Genomic DNA, 14,642 nt, shown 5'->3' on the forward strand with positions numbered 1-14,642 from the left:
TAACGCACTGCTCAGCGTCCAAGCATAGTTAAGGCTCCACTATTTTGCTGTTGGTGTTGAGGCCAATCTGGTGCAGTAACGCTCGCTCCAGTTCGAGCATGGCCTGGTCCATGGCTTGATTGCATCGGGCGACTTCATCCGCCGGCGCTGCGTCGTGGCAGGCTTTTTCGAGGGCCTCGCAACACTCGATCAATCGGGTAGCCTGGGCAATTCGGGCCGCCCCTTTGATTTTATGTGCGACGTTGATCAGTGCCTGGCGGCCTTCGACTCGGGGCTCCAGTCGCGTTAAGGCCAGCAACTCCTGTCGATCCAGGCGATTGCTGTTCAGTAGCTCGGCCATCAGGCGCTGTGCCAGCTCCGGATTGCCACCCGTCAACAGGTCCAGTCCTTCGACATTGAATGGCTGGTTGCGCAGGGCCGGCCTGATGCTTTCGACCCATTGGCTCAACGCAGCCAGGCTCAAGGGTTTGAACAGGCAATCGTTCATTCCGGCTTGCTTGCAGCGGTGTATTTCTTCCGGCTGTGCGTTGGCGGTAAAACCCAGCACGGTACAGGGAGGGCGGTGCTGTTGCTGTTCCAGCAGGCGAATGGCGCAGGCCAGGTCGTAGCCATTCATGATGGGCATGTTGCAATCAACCACCACCAGATCGAAGGCTTCGTGCGTCCAGGCTTCCAGTCCCGCCTGGCCATCGCAGGCACCGGTAAAACGATGCCCGAGGTATTCCAGTTGTTGGCACATGAGCAAGCGGTTGGCGGGATGATCGTCGACCACCAGCACGTTCAAGGGCGCGTCGCTGGTGGGGATGTGTGGTTCGACCCGGTCTGGTGCCAGCTCGCGCGGCAGCGTCGCCAAGTGCAGTGAAACGTTGACCTGAGTACCAACCCCCGGCTGGCTGCTCAGTTGCAGGCTGCCCCCCATCATTTCGCACAAACTGCGACTGATGACCAGACCGAGCCCTGCGCCGCCCCGGGCCAACTGCCCGTTGTTGTCAATCTGGGCGAAGGGTTCAAACAGCCGTTGCTGATCCTGTTCGCTGACGCCGACACCACTGTCGTGTACCTGCACCTGCATCTGCGTACGTCCGGGCTCATCGTCAGGAAGCAAGTCGACGCTAATTTTGACCTGACCCTGCTCGGTAAACTTGATGGCATTGCTGACCAGGTTGGACAGCACCTGCTTGAAGCGCAGTGGGTCCAGCACCACATCCACGGGCGGCTGCGGCGGATTGAACTCCAGCAGCAGGCGAAGATTTTTTTGCCGGGCCAGGCCGTCGAAAATCCTCACCACCGAGGCCACGATTTCACCCGGGTTGACGCGCTCCGGGCTCAGGCTCAGGCGCCCTGATTCGATCCGCGCTATATCGAGAATGTCGCCGATCAACTCCAGCAAGTCCTTCGCCGAGTAGTACGCGGTTTCGATGGACGAACGATCCAGATGACCCTGATCCATGCGTTTGAGGGTCAATTCAAGCATGCCAATCACCGCGTTCATCGGCGTGCGGATTTCGTGGCTCATGGTGGCCAGAAAGGTGCTCTTGGCCCGGTTTGCCTCATCGGCCTGTTCTTTTGCCGCGCGCAACTTATCGAACAGTTGTCGCCGTTCACTAATGTCGATCCAGCCGCCGATAATGCCTTGCACTTCACCACTCGAATCGCGATAGGGCAGGATCCAGTGATAGATCGTCAGCCGGCGGCCGCCAATGTGCAGCGGGCGGTCGACGATCAACGGTGAGCCCTCGGCGACGACCCGTTGATAGTCAGCCTGATATTCCCGGGCTTCGAAGGCATTATTCATGTTGCCCTGCATGATGCTCTTACCGATCACGTCTTCGCGCTTCGCCTGGAAAGCCTCCAGGTAGCTGTCGTTGCAACTTTGCAGCAGCCCCTGGCGGTCGCGTACATATATCGGGTGAGGCGTGCCGTTGACCAGCGAGCGCATGAATTCGAACTGATCGTTAAGCGCGCGCTCAGCCGCCTGACGTTGTTTGATCTGACGGCGCATCCAGGCATTCCAGGCCATGGAAATCAGCAACAGCACGCTGGCACCGATCACAATCTGATAGAACACCCGGTGAAAGTTGTTCCAGGTTTTTTCCGAGGCCGCCGAGTAGCCACGCCAACGGCTGTTGATGACCCCCAGCTCTTCCGGCGCAATGCTCAGCAGCGCTTTATCGAGGATGGCATTCAGTTCCGTAGCACCCCGCGCGGTGGCCATGGAGAACGCGGCCTGCTGGGTGCCGATGGTGGTGGTGATTTGCAGTTTGTGTTCGAAGATTCGCGATGAAATGAAGTAGTTGGCGATGATCAGCGAGTTGACGGCGCCTTCCACTTGCCCCTCGGCGAGCAGTTCCACCGCGTGAAAGGTGTCCGGCGTTTCAATCAGCTGGATCCGTGGGAACTCGCGGCGCAGGTAGTCCATCAGTGGGTTGCCCTGGGCAATGGCCAGGCGTTTGCCGTGCAGTTGCGCAAGGTTTGTCGCGCTGTCGGCGGATTTACGCGTCAGCAGGACAAAAGAGTTTTCCAGGTAGGGGCGGCTGAAGTTCAGTTGGGTCTCGCGTTGCGCGCTGGGGAGCAGCGCGGCGATCAAGTCGGCCTGATTGTCTTTGACCAGGGCGATCATTTGGTTGTCGCCGCGGCTGCGCTGGATGTCAAAGCGCAAACCGGTACGCAAGCGGATCAGTTCGAGAAGGTCGGCGGTGACGCCGCGAAAGTTTCCGTTGCTGTCAAAAAACGTCAGCGGCGCAAACGCCTCGTTGACCACCACACGCACCACCGGGTGTTTTGCCAGCCAGCGTTGTTCGCGTTCAGTCAGTTGCAGCTTGTGATCGGTGAGGAGAATGTCGCTGCCGGCACTCCAGCGCTTGGCGATGCTTTCCCGCTCGCTGGTGGGGACGGCCTTGAGCGTCGCGTTGATGATCTGTAACAGATCCGGGTTGTCCTTGTGCACCGCGAAGCTGAAGCCGTGGGCTTCGTGTTTACCGAAGTTGGCCATGCGGACGTTGTTCAGGTAACCCTTGTTGATCATGTAGTGGGTTGAAATGGTGTCGCCGAGAAAGACATCAGCCTGGTCGAAGGCCACTGCATTGATTGCATTCTGGTAGGAGGGGTAGTCGGTGATGATCGCTTTCGGGTACAGCGCCTTCACTTCCTCGCGCGGTAAATAGTGATACACCATGCTCAGTCGCAGCCCGGCGAGGCCGTCGGTCAGCGATCGGGTTTCCCCCTCGCGGGTCACCAGCACCGGCTGGTCTACGGCATAGGGCGCAGAAAGCACAATATCGGAATTGCCTGCTTCGAATCCATTGGCTGTGCCGAGCAGGTCGACCTCGCCCTTTTGCAGCGCCTCGATGGCAGCCTGGCGCGAAGTGTAGCGCTGAACCTTTACCGGCAACCCCATGGCCCGGCCGAGGATCCCGGCGAAGTCGGCGGTGAAGCCTTCATAGTCACGGCCACTGACCGTCAGGTCAAAAGGCGGGTAGTCGGGGGCTGATGTGCCCAGTGTCAGTTCGCGCTTGTTGTGTGCCCATTGACGTTGAGATTTATCCAGTTGGACTTCCACGTGTCCGCCGGTTGAGCGGCTGAGCAGGCTGTAGTTCTCGACGTCAGTGTGTGCTGCGGACACTGAGGTGCTCAGGCATAAACCCGCGCACAATGTTATTAGATAATCCTTTATGCGACTGGGCATCCTGTCTCTCACACTAACGCGTTACGTTTTGCCATCTCGATGAGTTCTACCAGGGATTTGGCCTTGAGTTTTTGCATGAGTCGTTTCTTGTAAGTGCTGACAGTCTTGTTGCTCAGGAACATGCCTTTGGCGATTTCCTTGTTGGTGCGCCCTTGGGCGAACAGTTGCAATACCATCAATTCACGGTCGTTGACTGACTTGAACAGCTCAAGTTCTGCATACCTTGCGTCATCCGGGCGCACGGGGTTCAAGGCCTGGCTGGGGAAGTAGTTGTAACCGGAAAGTACAGCCTTGATGGCGCTTACCAGTTCACTGAGATCTTCTTGTTTGCACACATACCCCGAGGCCCCGGATTGCATGCAGCGAATGCCGAAAAGTGTTGGGCATTGTGCTGTCAGCACCAGTGTTTTCAACGGTGTGCTCATGGCATTGAAACGAGCGAGTACTTCCAGTCCGTCGAGTTTGGGAATACTGATATCGAGAATGATCAAATCAGGTATGCATTCGCGAACCATCTGCATGGCATCGACCCCATTATCGGTTTCGCCCACGACTTTATAACCCTCATGCTCCAGCAGCATCCGGACAGCAAGCCGGATGACGGGGTGATCGTCGACAATAAAAACGGAGTTCATAATCAAGTCCCATACGAGCGCGAATAAAGCGCGCACCTTAGCTCAGTTAATTGAGGGGGCGCATGAACTGGCGGGTCTATAGCGGCAATACAGGACGTTTCCTACAATTGATAAGGAATGGGCCTACGTATCAACTAGGTTTCCAATGAGGAAATGCGAAAGTTCTGATTGTGTAATCGGAACGTGATGATGTTTACATTGCGAGTTGCATGCTGTAATTGATTGCACTTGAAAGTGTCGGGAGTTTGCCAGGGTTTATGTTTGGATCAAGGTCAATTAGTTTCTAAAGCCGGGTTTTTCAGTGGCTTGGTCATGTATGCCAGCAAGGGGTATCGGATCATTCCCCGGCGGCCGGCAAGCTGGATCAAAGCAACTTCTAGGGCCACTCTGCGCGCGTTGAAATGCGGTGAAGGGCAAGCCACTTCAATCAGCCGGTCAGAAGAATCTGACACGGCTGATTCAGCGTTTTTTATCCGCGGACCGAGCGGCCGGTCATTTCCTGGGCCATTTCGCTGGCATAGCTGTCGGTCATGCCGGCGATGAAATCAATCATGCGCAGGAACGATGTATGCAGCGGGCCATGGGGATCGGGCGCGTTGATACCCAACAGGTCGAGTACGCGGCGGCTCTTGAAGGACGGTGTGCGACCGTTGTGCTGTTCCAGTGCAGCGCCGCAGAAGGCGTTGAGCAGGATTTCCAGGGTGGTGTAGGCGCCGATTTCATGCAGCGTCTTGCGCTTGTCCTGGAAGATCTTTTTACGCGCCATGTCCTTGGCATTCAGCACGCAGCGCTTGGCCGGGCCGTGCATGTGCTCCACCAGGTCGCCCGGCAATGTGCCGGCCAGCAACGCGTCCTGTTGCTCGACGAAGGCCCGCGCGGCCGCGTTGGTCAGGTGTTCGATGGCCTTGCCCCGCAGGATCGCCAGTTTGCGTCGGCGCGAATCCTGTGGGCCGAGCAGGCGATAGGTTTCCGGTATATCGTCGCCTACCAGGTCCAGCAGCAGGGATTCGACTTCGGCGTATTCCAGCAGGTCCATCTCCAGGCCATCTTCAAGATCGATCAGCGCGTAGCAAATGTCATCGGCCGCTTCCATCAGGTACACCAGCGGATGACGGGCCCAGCGCTGGTCTTCCAGTTGCGGCAGGCCAAGTTTGTGCGCGATCTGTTCCAGCAGCGGCAGTTCGCTCTGATAGCAGCCGAACTTGTGCTTCTTGTAGCCCAGAGAATCGGCGTGCTTGGCTGTCCACGGGTATTTCAGATAAGTGCCGAGGGTGGCGTAGGTCAGCCGGGTACCGCCGTCGAACTGGTGATACTCCAGTTGCGTGAGCACGCGGAAGCCTTGGGCATTGCCTTCGAAGTTGAGGAAGTCGTTGCGTTCGACCTCGCTCATTGCATCCAGCCAGCCACGCCCGGCGGCTTGCTGGAACCAGTGACGGATCGCATCTTCGCCGGAGTGACCGAAGGGTGGATTGCCGATGTCATGGGCCAGGCAAGCCGATTGCACGACCATGCCCAGGTCGCTCGGTTCGCACCAGTCGGGCAGGGCGTTGCGGATGGTTTCGCCGACGCGCATCCCAAGGGAGCGGCCGACGCAACTGACTTCCAGTGAGTGGGTCAGACGCGTGTGGATGTGATCGTTGCTGGAGACCGGATGGACCTGAGTCTTGCGCCCCAGGCGGCGGAATGCGCCGGAGAAAATGATGCGGTCGTGGTCTTTGTGAAAAGGGCTGCGGCCGAGTTCTTCCGGGCTGTGCAGCGGCTTTCCGAGGCGTTCTCGGGTGAGCAGGGTTTGCCAATCCAAGGCTGGGTCTCTCCGTCAAGTGACTGATGGCCCAGTGTCCTTACTCGCATCAGTGCCTGCAAGCAGAACTACAACCCGGCGGCGTCGATATCGATGAGCAGCAGTCGCTCGCCATTGTCGAAAAACTGTCCCGCCGTCAGGCAATACTGATTGCTGGTGGCGTCGCGGTAGGTATTGGAAAGGGTTAGCCGACGCTCATCCCAACCTTCGGCCAGCAGGTGATAGAAGTACGGGCGCCATGACCAGTTGTGGCCCAGGTAGCGGTTGTCGGCCTCCCAACAGTTGTTGCGCCATTCAAGGTTGGGCGTCAGTTGCGTGCCGTGACGGTCGCATTGGTAGAAGCGCAACAGCCAGGGAAAAGCATCCAGTTGCGGTAAAGCGCTGAGGGGCGCGCGGGCCTGAGCCCAGTCTTGCAGGATGGCCATCAGCTCGGTGAGTTGCCGGCGCATGATCATCAGCCGGCCACGTTCCGTCAGCTTGCGCTGAACATAACGTTGGCGCAGTTGCGCGAACTGTTCGACAAAGGCATCGGTGGCAAAGAAACCGGTTTGCGCCCGGGCGAACAGAAACCCCTGCACATAGCGTGAACCGCACTCCAGGGCGAAATTAAGCTGGGCCTCGGTTTCCACCCCTTCGGCGATGATCCAGCACCCGGTTTTCTCGGCCATTTGCGCCAGGGCCTTGACCACTTCGCTGCTCGGCCCGCCCAAGGCGGCGGCCTGAAACAGGCGCATGTCGAGCTTGAGAATGTCCGGTTGCAGGGCCAGCACACGATCGAGTTGGGAGTAACCGGCACCGAAGTCATCGATCGCAATCCGTGCGCCGGCCTGTCGGTAGCGCGCGACCACTTCGGCCAGACGTTGGCTGTCGCCCCCCAGTTCAGTGATCTCGAAGACAATGCGTTGCGGATCGACGCTATGCCTGGCCAATTGCTTGAGACTTGGCAAAGCTTGGTCCGGGCGCAGGCGGCTGATCCAGCGTGGTGACATGTTCAGGCTCAGAAACCAGTCCGCAGGGGCCTCGTGCAAACGACTCAGGGCGTTATCGCGGATCTGTCGGTCGAGACGGCGCAGGGCGATGGCCGGGGTTCGCGGGTCGGCGAACAACGGTCCCACAGAGGTCAATTGACCATCGGCCTGACGCAGTCGACCCAGTGCCTCGACGCCGGCGATACGGCCAGTGGCGGTATCGATGAACGGCTGAAAGCAGGCGAGCGGTTGCCCGTCGATCACGAGGCCTCCTTGGTAAGGTCTTGTTTTTGGATAAACCTGGTCACCGGGTAGGTAGGCAGGATCGAACCCCTCGATAGAGAGGTTCATCCCGGTGGTATTGCAAGAATGCAGCCAGATAGCGGCTGATCAGGGTTTACGTGAGGAGCCCTGCATGACCAGTTTGATCAGCGGCCCCAGGCTGGCGCCGAGTTGAACCAGGCGAGTCAGGCTGCTGACGCCACCGTTTTTGGCGCTCTTGCCGGTGAGAAAACCGAGCAGGGTCACGGCGGCCACGCCCCAGAGCGGGGCGTGCTTGATGCCGAAACCGTCCTGCAGGTTTTGTGTCATCCCGCGCACTCGCTGCAAGGGTTGCAGCAGTTGCCGGGATTCCTGGCGGATTTCCTGGCGGTGCATTTCCATGCGCAAGCGGATCAGCGCCTTGCGCATTTCGGCGCGGGAACTGTTTTGAGGTAGCTGAGGCAGGCTCATGGCAGCAGGCGCTCCCGGTCGTTGGCCAATTCTTCCAGGGTGCCATGGAAGGGTGAGGACTCATCGAAGACCGCAGCCTTGAGCCGCATCCCGCAAAATATCGCAGCCAGGGTGTAGAACACGCAAAGCCCAATGATCGCGGCCAGGCGGTAGGTGTCCCAAAACAGGATCATCACCAGCGTCGATAACCCCACCAGCAACAGCAAGGCAAAGACCAGCGCCAGGCCTGCAAACAGCAACAGGCTGACGGTGCGTGCTTTCTGTTCCTGCAATTCGATGCCGAACAGTTCGACATGGCTGTGCAGCAACCCTAGAAATGCGGCACCCAGGCGCCGCGTTGTAGCGCTGGTGCCCGTCGCGGACGAGCCGGATTCGCCGATAGACATATCAGCGACGCGTGGCTAGCAGGCCGATGAGGAAACCCACGCCGGCGGCGATGCCGACCGATTGCCATGGGTTGGCCTGAACATAATCCTCGGTGGCGGTGACCGCAGCCTGGCCGCGATCACGCAAGGAGTCTTCGGTCAGCTTCAGGGTTTCGCGGGCGCGCAGCAGGCTGTCGTGGATCTGGTCGCGCAATTCATCGGCCTGGTCGCCGGCCAGGGACGCGGTGTGTTCCAGCAACCGTTCGGTGTCGTTGACCAGGGTTTGAAAATCGTTCATCAGGATTTCTTGAGCAGTCTTTGCCTTGATGCTGGCCATGGGTAGATCTCCGTAAGTGGCTTCTGATGCGTTCGAGTATGAGCCTTGGGCGAAGGTTCAGTACAAATGACTGGTACAACTTTTGCTATGTCGTGGTGCGTCAGCTCGCGCCGTTGCGCTGTTGCTGTGCATGATTTGAGCAAAACCATAACTCAAATAATCAAAACCCGCGCAAAGGTTCCGGCCTTGTGCGCCAAAGCGGTTCATTGGAATCAATACGATGGTTCCGATAAGGCGCAACTTGGTGCATGGATTGCCTGCGCGAACTGCTTTGGTGCTTTTTTAGCCTTCAGGTCTGCCAACCCCATGGAAAATCTGCAAAGCGCTGTGGACAGTCTGGTCCACAGCTCCAACACGTTGTTCATTCTGATCGGTGCCGTCATGGTTTTGGCCATGCACGCCGGTTTCGCGTTTCTGGAAGTCGGCACGGTTCGACAAAAGAACCAGGTCAACGCCTTGTCGAAGATCCTCAGCGACTTCGCCATTTCGACGCTGGCCTACTTCTTTATAGGCTACTGGATTTCCTACGGCGTCACTTTCATGCAACCGGCGGCGGTGATCAATGCCGATCATGGTTACGCGCTGGTGAAGTTCTTTTTTCTGCTGACGTTTGCCGCGGCGATCCCGGCGATCATTTCTGGCGGCATTGCCGAGCGTGCACGCTTCGTTCCGCAGTTGTGCGCGACCGCGCTGATAGTGGCGTTCATCTACCCGTTTTTCGAGGGCATGATCTGGAACGGTAACTTCGGTTTTCAAGCCTGGTTGCTGGAGCATTTTGGCGCCAGTTTCCATGATTTCGCCGGTTCCGTGGTGGTCCACGCCATGGGCGGTTGGTTGGCGCTGGCGGCGGTATTGTTGCTCGGGCCACGGCAGGGGCGTTATCGCGACGGTCGACTGGTGGCGTTCGCACCGTCGAGTATTCCGTTCCTGGCTTTGGGGTCGTGGATTCTGATCGTTGGCTGGTTCGGCTTTAACGTCATGAGTGCACAGACGTTGCAAGGTATCAGCGGGTTGGTGGCGGTGAATTCGCTGATGGCCATGGTCGGCGGCACCGTGGCGGCGTTGATCGTCGGGCGCAATGACCCGGGCTTTTTGCATAACGGCCCGCTGGCCGGGCTGGTGGCGATTTGCGCCGGTTCCGACCTGATGCACCCGGTGGGTGCACTGGTGACCGGGGCGATTGCCGGGGCGTTGTTCGTCTGGTGCTTCACCGCTGCCCAAGGCAAATGGCGCATCGATGATGTGCTGGGTGTCTGGCCATTGCATGGTCTGTGTGGCGTGTGGGGCGGGATCGCTTGCGGCATCTTCGGTCAGACTGCCTTGGGCGGTTTGGGCGGGGTGAGCCTGATCAGCCAGTTGCTTGGGACCTCGTTGGGCGTGGTCGTGGCACTGGCCGGTGGCTTTGCGGTGTATGGCACGATCAAGGCGTTCCACGGGCTGCGCCTGAGTCAGGAAGAGGAGTATTACGGCGCGGACCTGTCGGTGCACAAGATCGGCGCCGTGAGCCAGGACTAGTTTTCTTCATCTTCTGCACCGGGATAAAACCGGTGCAGCAGGCGATAGCGATCGTGGCGCACCTGATCGACACGCTCCTGAACCTGATGCGCGGGCAAACCCAGCATGATCAGCGCATGGGAGGCGAGCATCAGGCTCGACTCCAGCAGCTCCGGCACCACTTCATTGGCGCCGGCCGCTTTCAATTCGGCCCACTGACTGTCGTCCCGAGTGCGTACCAGGATAGGCACGCTCGGGTTATATCGGCGTGCTTCCTTCAAGATCAGTAACGCAATGTCGCTATTGTCCACCGCGATCACCAGCAACCTGGCCCGTTCCAGCCCCACGGCAGCCAGAAGTTCGCCACGGCGTGAGTCGCCGTAGTGCACGCTGCGTTCACCGACGGCAGCCTCCTGAACCCGCACGGGGTCGTTATCCAGGGCAATGTAGGTTTGTTGCGCGTTGTGCAGAAACCGGCCAATGGATTGCCCCACACGACCGTAGCCACAAATCACCACATGGCCTTGCAGGCCGGCATTGAGCGCGCTGATTTCCTCAAGCTTTGCTTCTTCGTTGGGTTTACGGTGCAGGCGTGCGGCGATGCGTGGCGCGGCGCGCAGCAACAGCGGCGTGACCAGCATCGAACAGAACGTCGCGGCCAGCAGCAGGCCGCCGAGGTCGGCGGGCATCAGTTTGTGTTGCTGCATCTGCGCCATCAAGGCAAAGCAGAACTCGCCACCCTGGGCTAATGCCAGACCGCTGCGCCAGGCTGTCTCGTCATCGCTGCCACGCCATTTGACCAGCAGGGCTACCACGCTGCCCTTGATCAAGAGTAGGCAGAGGGTCAAACCGAGGATGAGCAGACCGTGGCTGGCAAACAGCTGCAAGTCGATCAACATGCCGATACTGACAAAAAACAACCCGAGCAAAATGTCGCGAAACGGCCGGATATCGGCCTCGATCTGATGTCGGTAATGGCTTTCCCCCAGCAACATGCCGGCCAGGAAAGCGCCGAGGGCGGGGGAGAGGCCGAGCAAGTGCGTCAGCCAGGCCGTCAGCAGCACAATCACCAGGGCCAGTAGCACGAACAGTTCCGCGGAACGCGACGCGGCCACCTCATGGAACAATCGGGGCAGCAACCAGCGGCTGGCCAGCAGCAGGCCAACAAACAGCAGCACGGTCTTGGCCAGTGTCAGGGGGAGCGCCCAATACCAGGCTTGATCGCTGCTACCGGCAAACACCGGCACCAAGGTCAGCAGCAACACCGCCACTACGTCCTGGAACAGCAACACGCCGATGGCATTCTGGCCGTGACTGCTGAAAATCTCACCCAGGCTGCCAAGCTCCTTGCTGACAATGGCCGTGGAAGACAACGCCAGGCCGGCACCGAGCAATAATGCTGGTGTGACAGACATACCAAACAGCATCAGCAAAGCCCCCAGCAGCATCCCGGAGCCCAGCACTTGCAAGCTGCCAAGGCCGAACACGACGTGGCGCAGCGCGAGCATTTTCGACAGGGAAAACTCCAGCCCGAGGGAGAACAGCAGGAACACCACGCCCAGCTCAGCGAGGTCAGGTAGCTCGTCGCTTTCGTTCACCCAGTCGAGTGCTGTAGGCCCGATCATCAGTCCCACACAAAGGTAGCCCAGCACCGGCGGCAAGCGCAGGCGCCGGAACAAGGCAATGACCACCAGGGAGGAGGCAAGGATGATCAACAGATTGGCAAACACAAAAAACTCCGGTGACGACTTCGGGCTACCCAAGCGTAGAGGCAAAAAAGTCGAGAGCATCGCGCAAACGGGATTCGGCGCAAATGATATGCATCAGGAAATTGCCGAAACCTTTTGAAATCGACTGCCGGGGATGTCTCCAGGCCTTACGGTCATTGGCTCGACAGCTTTGGTGGGCCTAGAATGAAACCTCACTTTGCCTGGTCTGTTTGTCATGCCTCCTGAATGTCAGCTATTCGGCACCCTGGGTTGCCATCTGTGTGAACTTGCCGAAGAAGAACTGATGCCCTTGGTCGAGCACGGTTTGTTGGTGGAGTTGGTCGATATCGCGGAAAACGAAGATTGGGTCGAGGACTATGGCCTGCGTATCCCGGTGTTGCGGCGTCTTGATAGCGGCGCTGAACTCGATTGGCCCTTCGATGCCGAGCAGGTCGTGGCGTTCTTGCGCTGAACGTTCCCACCCGTCGCGGTGTTGCGTTCATCCATTGGCGCAAAACAGGTTATTCGGTTACTGTATGTCTGTACAGTTATTCGGATTGCCTGCCCTGCATCCTTCTCTTTCGGAGTTGGCCAGGTGATCCCGTGAGTCAGAGGGATGAACCGTGGTCAATGTCGAACAATTGAAGAACAGCTTGAACCGGATGTCGGCCGACGTGGTGCGCGAGGCGGTCCTCGAATTGCGTCTGGATGGCCTGGTCACCGAAGGTAAAACCCCGTTCAACAAGCTGCATTTCAACACCTGTTTCGCCGAAATCGAAGCCTTGTTCCAGCGCGCGGGCTATCACCGGCAACTGGATGTCGTGGGTTATCAAGGCTTGATGTATGCGCTTTACGATCCCGGCCGCTGGGAAGCGGTGGATGTATTGCGCTGGCTCAAGGAGTTCACTGAGGCTGCCGCGCGGACCCAGTCGATCCCGGCTTGAGGATTCTTCGCTAGGTTCGCTCCGGTCACTGTTGGATAATGCCGCCCTGCATTGAGGGTTAGAGCTTTCGTATGTCCACTTCGTCTTTTTCTGCTGCACACAGCCAGGCCAGCACCCTCTACTTGCCACCCGGCCCGTGGCAGACCGTCCTCGATTGCCTGTGCGAGCACTTTCGCGCAATTGGTCGTGAACAGTGGCTGGACCGGATCGCTCGCGGTCGTGTCCTCGACGGACAAGGCCTGCCAATCGCCCTTGACCTGGCCTACAAGGAAGGTCTGCGGATTCACTATTTTCGTGAGGTGCCGGACGAAAAACCTATTCCGGTGATCGAGTCGATCCTGTACGCCGACGAACATCTGGTAGTCGCGGACAAACCGCACTTTCTGCCCGTAACGCCGGCTGGCGAATACGTGGAGCAGACTCTGCTACGGCGGCTGATCCACCGCTTGGATAATCCCCACTTGGTGCCTTTGCACCGCATCGACCGGCATACCGCGGGGCTCGTGCTGTTTTCAGCCAATCCTCAGACGCGTTCGGCGTATCAGTCGTTGTTCCCAACGCGGCAAATCGAAAAACGCTACGAGGCCATTGCCCCGGCGTTGCCTGAGCTGGCCTTTCCGTTGGTCCATAAAAGCCGGCTTGTCGATGGCGAACCGTTCTTTCGCATGCAGGAAGGTCCGGGCGTCAGCAACACCGAGACGGCGGTCGAGGTCAGGGAGAAAAACGGCGAACTCTGGCGTTACGGGCTCTATCCGGTCACCGGCAAGAAGCACCAGTTGCGCGTGCACATGACGGCTTTGGGCGCGAGTATCTGCAATGATCCGTTCTACCCACAGGTGCTCAAGGACGTCGAGGATGATTACGCCAACCCCCTGAAATTGCTGGCCCAGGGACTGCGCTTTGTGGACCCGGTCACCGGTCAGGAGCGGGCCTTCGAAAGCACCATCACCTTGCAGTGGTGATCGGTCGCCGCACTATGCTTCGCCCACGAAAAAGCCCGCATTTCGCGGGCTTTTCTGTATCCGGTTATCACCGCAAAGATTACAACTCTTTAACAGTACGAACCTGATCCTTGTTGATGCGAGTGTGCTTGCCATCCAGCTGTTCGAACTCGTAGAAACCCGACTCGGAATCGAATTTAGGCTGGTCGACGGCCTGGATTTCACGACCGTCATTCAAGGTGATCACTGTTGGCGATGCGCAACCGGCGAGGGTGGCAAGGCCCAGTGCGAGCATGAATGTGGCGAGGGTCCGTTGAGTCATGAGCGTGTCTCCGAATATGAATTCTTTTGGTTACTGAGCTTGTAGACGTATGCAACGCGCGCAAGTTCCTTCTCGTGTCAGTCTGACACAGTGTTATGTGCACTTAACAGTTCGGGGGTGTTCAGGTTGGCCAGGCGAGGGTCATTGTCAGGGCATTGCAGGGCAATGGCGCCGAGCTGGCGCATGATCCGGCCCGGGCTGCGTTCACCCTCGTTCCAGGCGTTTTCGAACGCATCTAAAAGGGCGACGGGGATAACGCACAGCAACGGCTCCCAATGTTCGCCGTGGCGCAGCATTAGCGGCTTGTCCGGATGAAGCCCGGCCGTTTCGCGCATGCTTTGCAGCAGCGCTGCATCAATACGCGGCACATCACAGGGCAACACCAGCAGGTGCGGATGGCGGGCGGCCTTCAGGCCAGCACGAATACCGGCCAGAGGCCCAGGGAAATCGGTGTGATCATCAACGACCAATCGGTCGGCGTACGGCGCATATTTTTCCTGGTTTCTGTTGCAGGAGATGATCAGGTCATCGCTGAGTGCACGGGTCTTACGGTGCAGGTGGGCAATCAGCGGTTCGCCATGCCATTCGATCAACCCCTTGTCCTGGCCGCCCATGCGTTGGCCGCGCCCTCCCGCCAGGAGCAGAATGGAACACAGCGACAGCGGTGTATTTGACGTCATGGCAACTCTCCCTGGGGGCGGCAAAAAAA

Annotated in this window: 14 protein-coding genes; 4 read left to right on the top strand and 10 right to left on the bottom strand. The window is 58.6% G+C overall.

Translation table 11 applies throughout. The features are described 5' to 3' along the window. Positions 1-28 precede the first annotated feature (28 nt). The 7 genes from AC1MEW_RS13350 to AC1MEW_RS13380 all read right to left on the bottom strand — a co-directional run bounded on the left by AC1MEW_RS13350 (position 29) and on the right by AC1MEW_RS13380 (position 8,523). A complete protein-coding gene (locus AC1MEW_RS13350) occupies positions 29-3,685 on the bottom strand; it encodes a transporter substrate-binding domain-containing protein (RefSeq protein ID WP_480426628.1) in 3,657 nt (1,218 codons plus the stop codon). Between the two features lie 8 nt (positions 3,686-3,693). Then, positions 3,694-4,320 carry a response regulator gene (locus tag AC1MEW_RS13355; RefSeq protein ID WP_480427226.1) on the bottom strand — a complete coding sequence of 209 codons (627 nt, stop codon included), beginning with the start codon at positions 4,318-4,320 and terminating at the stop codon, positions 3,694-3,696. Positions 4,321-4,789: 469 nt separating this feature from the next. Next, positions 4,790-6,121, bottom strand: a complete 1,332-nt coding sequence (locus AC1MEW_RS13360; RefSeq protein WP_201255333.1) for a deoxyguanosinetriphosphate triphosphohydrolase — start codon at positions 6,119-6,121, stop codon at positions 4,790-4,792. Positions 6,122-6,189: 68 nt separating this feature from the next. After that, positions 6,190-7,353: an EAL domain-containing protein gene (locus tag AC1MEW_RS13365; protein ID WP_201205515.1), complete on the bottom strand. Its 1,164-nt coding sequence runs from the start codon at positions 7,351-7,353 to the stop codon at positions 6,190-6,192. A 126-nt stretch (positions 7,354-7,479) separates the two neighbouring features. After that, a complete protein-coding gene (locus AC1MEW_RS13370) occupies positions 7,480-7,821 on the bottom strand; it encodes a hypothetical protein (protein ID WP_201205513.1) in 342 nt (113 codons plus the stop codon). Next, positions 7,818-8,207 (bottom strand): phage holin family protein, encoded by a 390-nt coding sequence (locus tag AC1MEW_RS13375; protein WP_201191242.1) that lies wholly within the window; start codon positions 8,205-8,207, stop codon positions 7,818-7,820. Before AC1MEW_RS13375 ends, AC1MEW_RS13370 begins: the two co-directional genes overlap by 4 nt. Position 8,208: 1 nt before the next feature. Then, positions 8,209-8,523: an ElaB/YgaM/YqjD family protein gene (locus tag AC1MEW_RS13380; protein WP_201205511.1), complete on the bottom strand. Its 315-nt coding sequence runs from the start codon at positions 8,521-8,523 to the stop codon at positions 8,209-8,211. A 306-nt stretch (positions 8,524-8,829) separates the two neighbouring features. On the opposite strand from AC1MEW_RS13380, the gene AC1MEW_RS13385 reads away from it, so the two are divergent. After that, a complete protein-coding gene (locus AC1MEW_RS13385; RefSeq protein ID WP_201255332.1) occupies positions 8,830-10,038 on the top strand; it encodes an ammonium transporter in 1,209 nt (402 codons plus the stop codon). On the opposite strand, the gene AC1MEW_RS13390 is transcribed toward AC1MEW_RS13385, so the two are convergent. Continuing rightward, a complete protein-coding gene (locus AC1MEW_RS13390; RefSeq protein WP_201205507.1) occupies positions 10,035-11,747 on the bottom strand; it encodes a cation:proton antiporter in 1,713 nt (570 codons plus the stop codon). The two genes, AC1MEW_RS13385 and AC1MEW_RS13390, sit on opposite strands and share 4 nt — an antisense overlap. A gap of 214 nt (positions 11,748-11,961) precedes the next feature. Here AC1MEW_RS13390 and AC1MEW_RS13395 point away from each other — a divergent pair, with 214 nt between their 5' ends. From AC1MEW_RS13395 to AC1MEW_RS13405, 3 genes are all read left to right on the top strand, one after another. Then, complete coding sequence (locus AC1MEW_RS13395; protein ID WP_201191238.1) at positions 11,962-12,198, top strand: glutaredoxin family protein; 237 nt, start codon at positions 11,962-11,964, stop codon at positions 12,196-12,198. 151 nt (positions 12,199-12,349) lie between these two features. Continuing rightward, positions 12,350-12,670 (top strand): transcriptional regulator, encoded by a 321-nt coding sequence (locus AC1MEW_RS13400; RefSeq protein ID WP_480426629.1) that lies wholly within the window; start codon positions 12,350-12,352, stop codon positions 12,668-12,670. 71 nt (positions 12,671-12,741) lie between these two features. Next, complete coding sequence (locus AC1MEW_RS13405) at positions 12,742-13,632, top strand: pseudouridine synthase (protein WP_323570466.1); 891 nt, start codon at positions 12,742-12,744, stop codon at positions 13,630-13,632. A gap of 79 nt (positions 13,633-13,711) precedes the next feature. On the opposite strand, the gene AC1MEW_RS13410 is transcribed toward AC1MEW_RS13405, so the two are convergent. Both AC1MEW_RS13410 and mobA read right to left on the bottom strand, forming a co-directional pair. Then, positions 13,712-13,933 (bottom strand): YgdI/YgdR family lipoprotein, encoded by a 222-nt coding sequence (locus AC1MEW_RS13410; protein ID WP_201191232.1) that lies wholly within the window; start codon positions 13,931-13,933, stop codon positions 13,712-13,714. A 77-nt stretch (positions 13,934-14,010) separates the two neighbouring features. After that, positions 14,011-14,613 carry a molybdenum cofactor guanylyltransferase MobA gene (gene mobA, locus AC1MEW_RS13415; protein WP_480426630.1) on the bottom strand — a complete coding sequence of 201 codons (603 nt, stop codon included), beginning with the start codon at positions 14,611-14,613 and terminating at the stop codon, positions 14,011-14,013. Between the last annotated feature and the right edge of the window lie 29 nt (positions 14,614-14,642).

It is taken from the genome of Pseudomonas sp. ASL4, assembly GCF_056680395.1.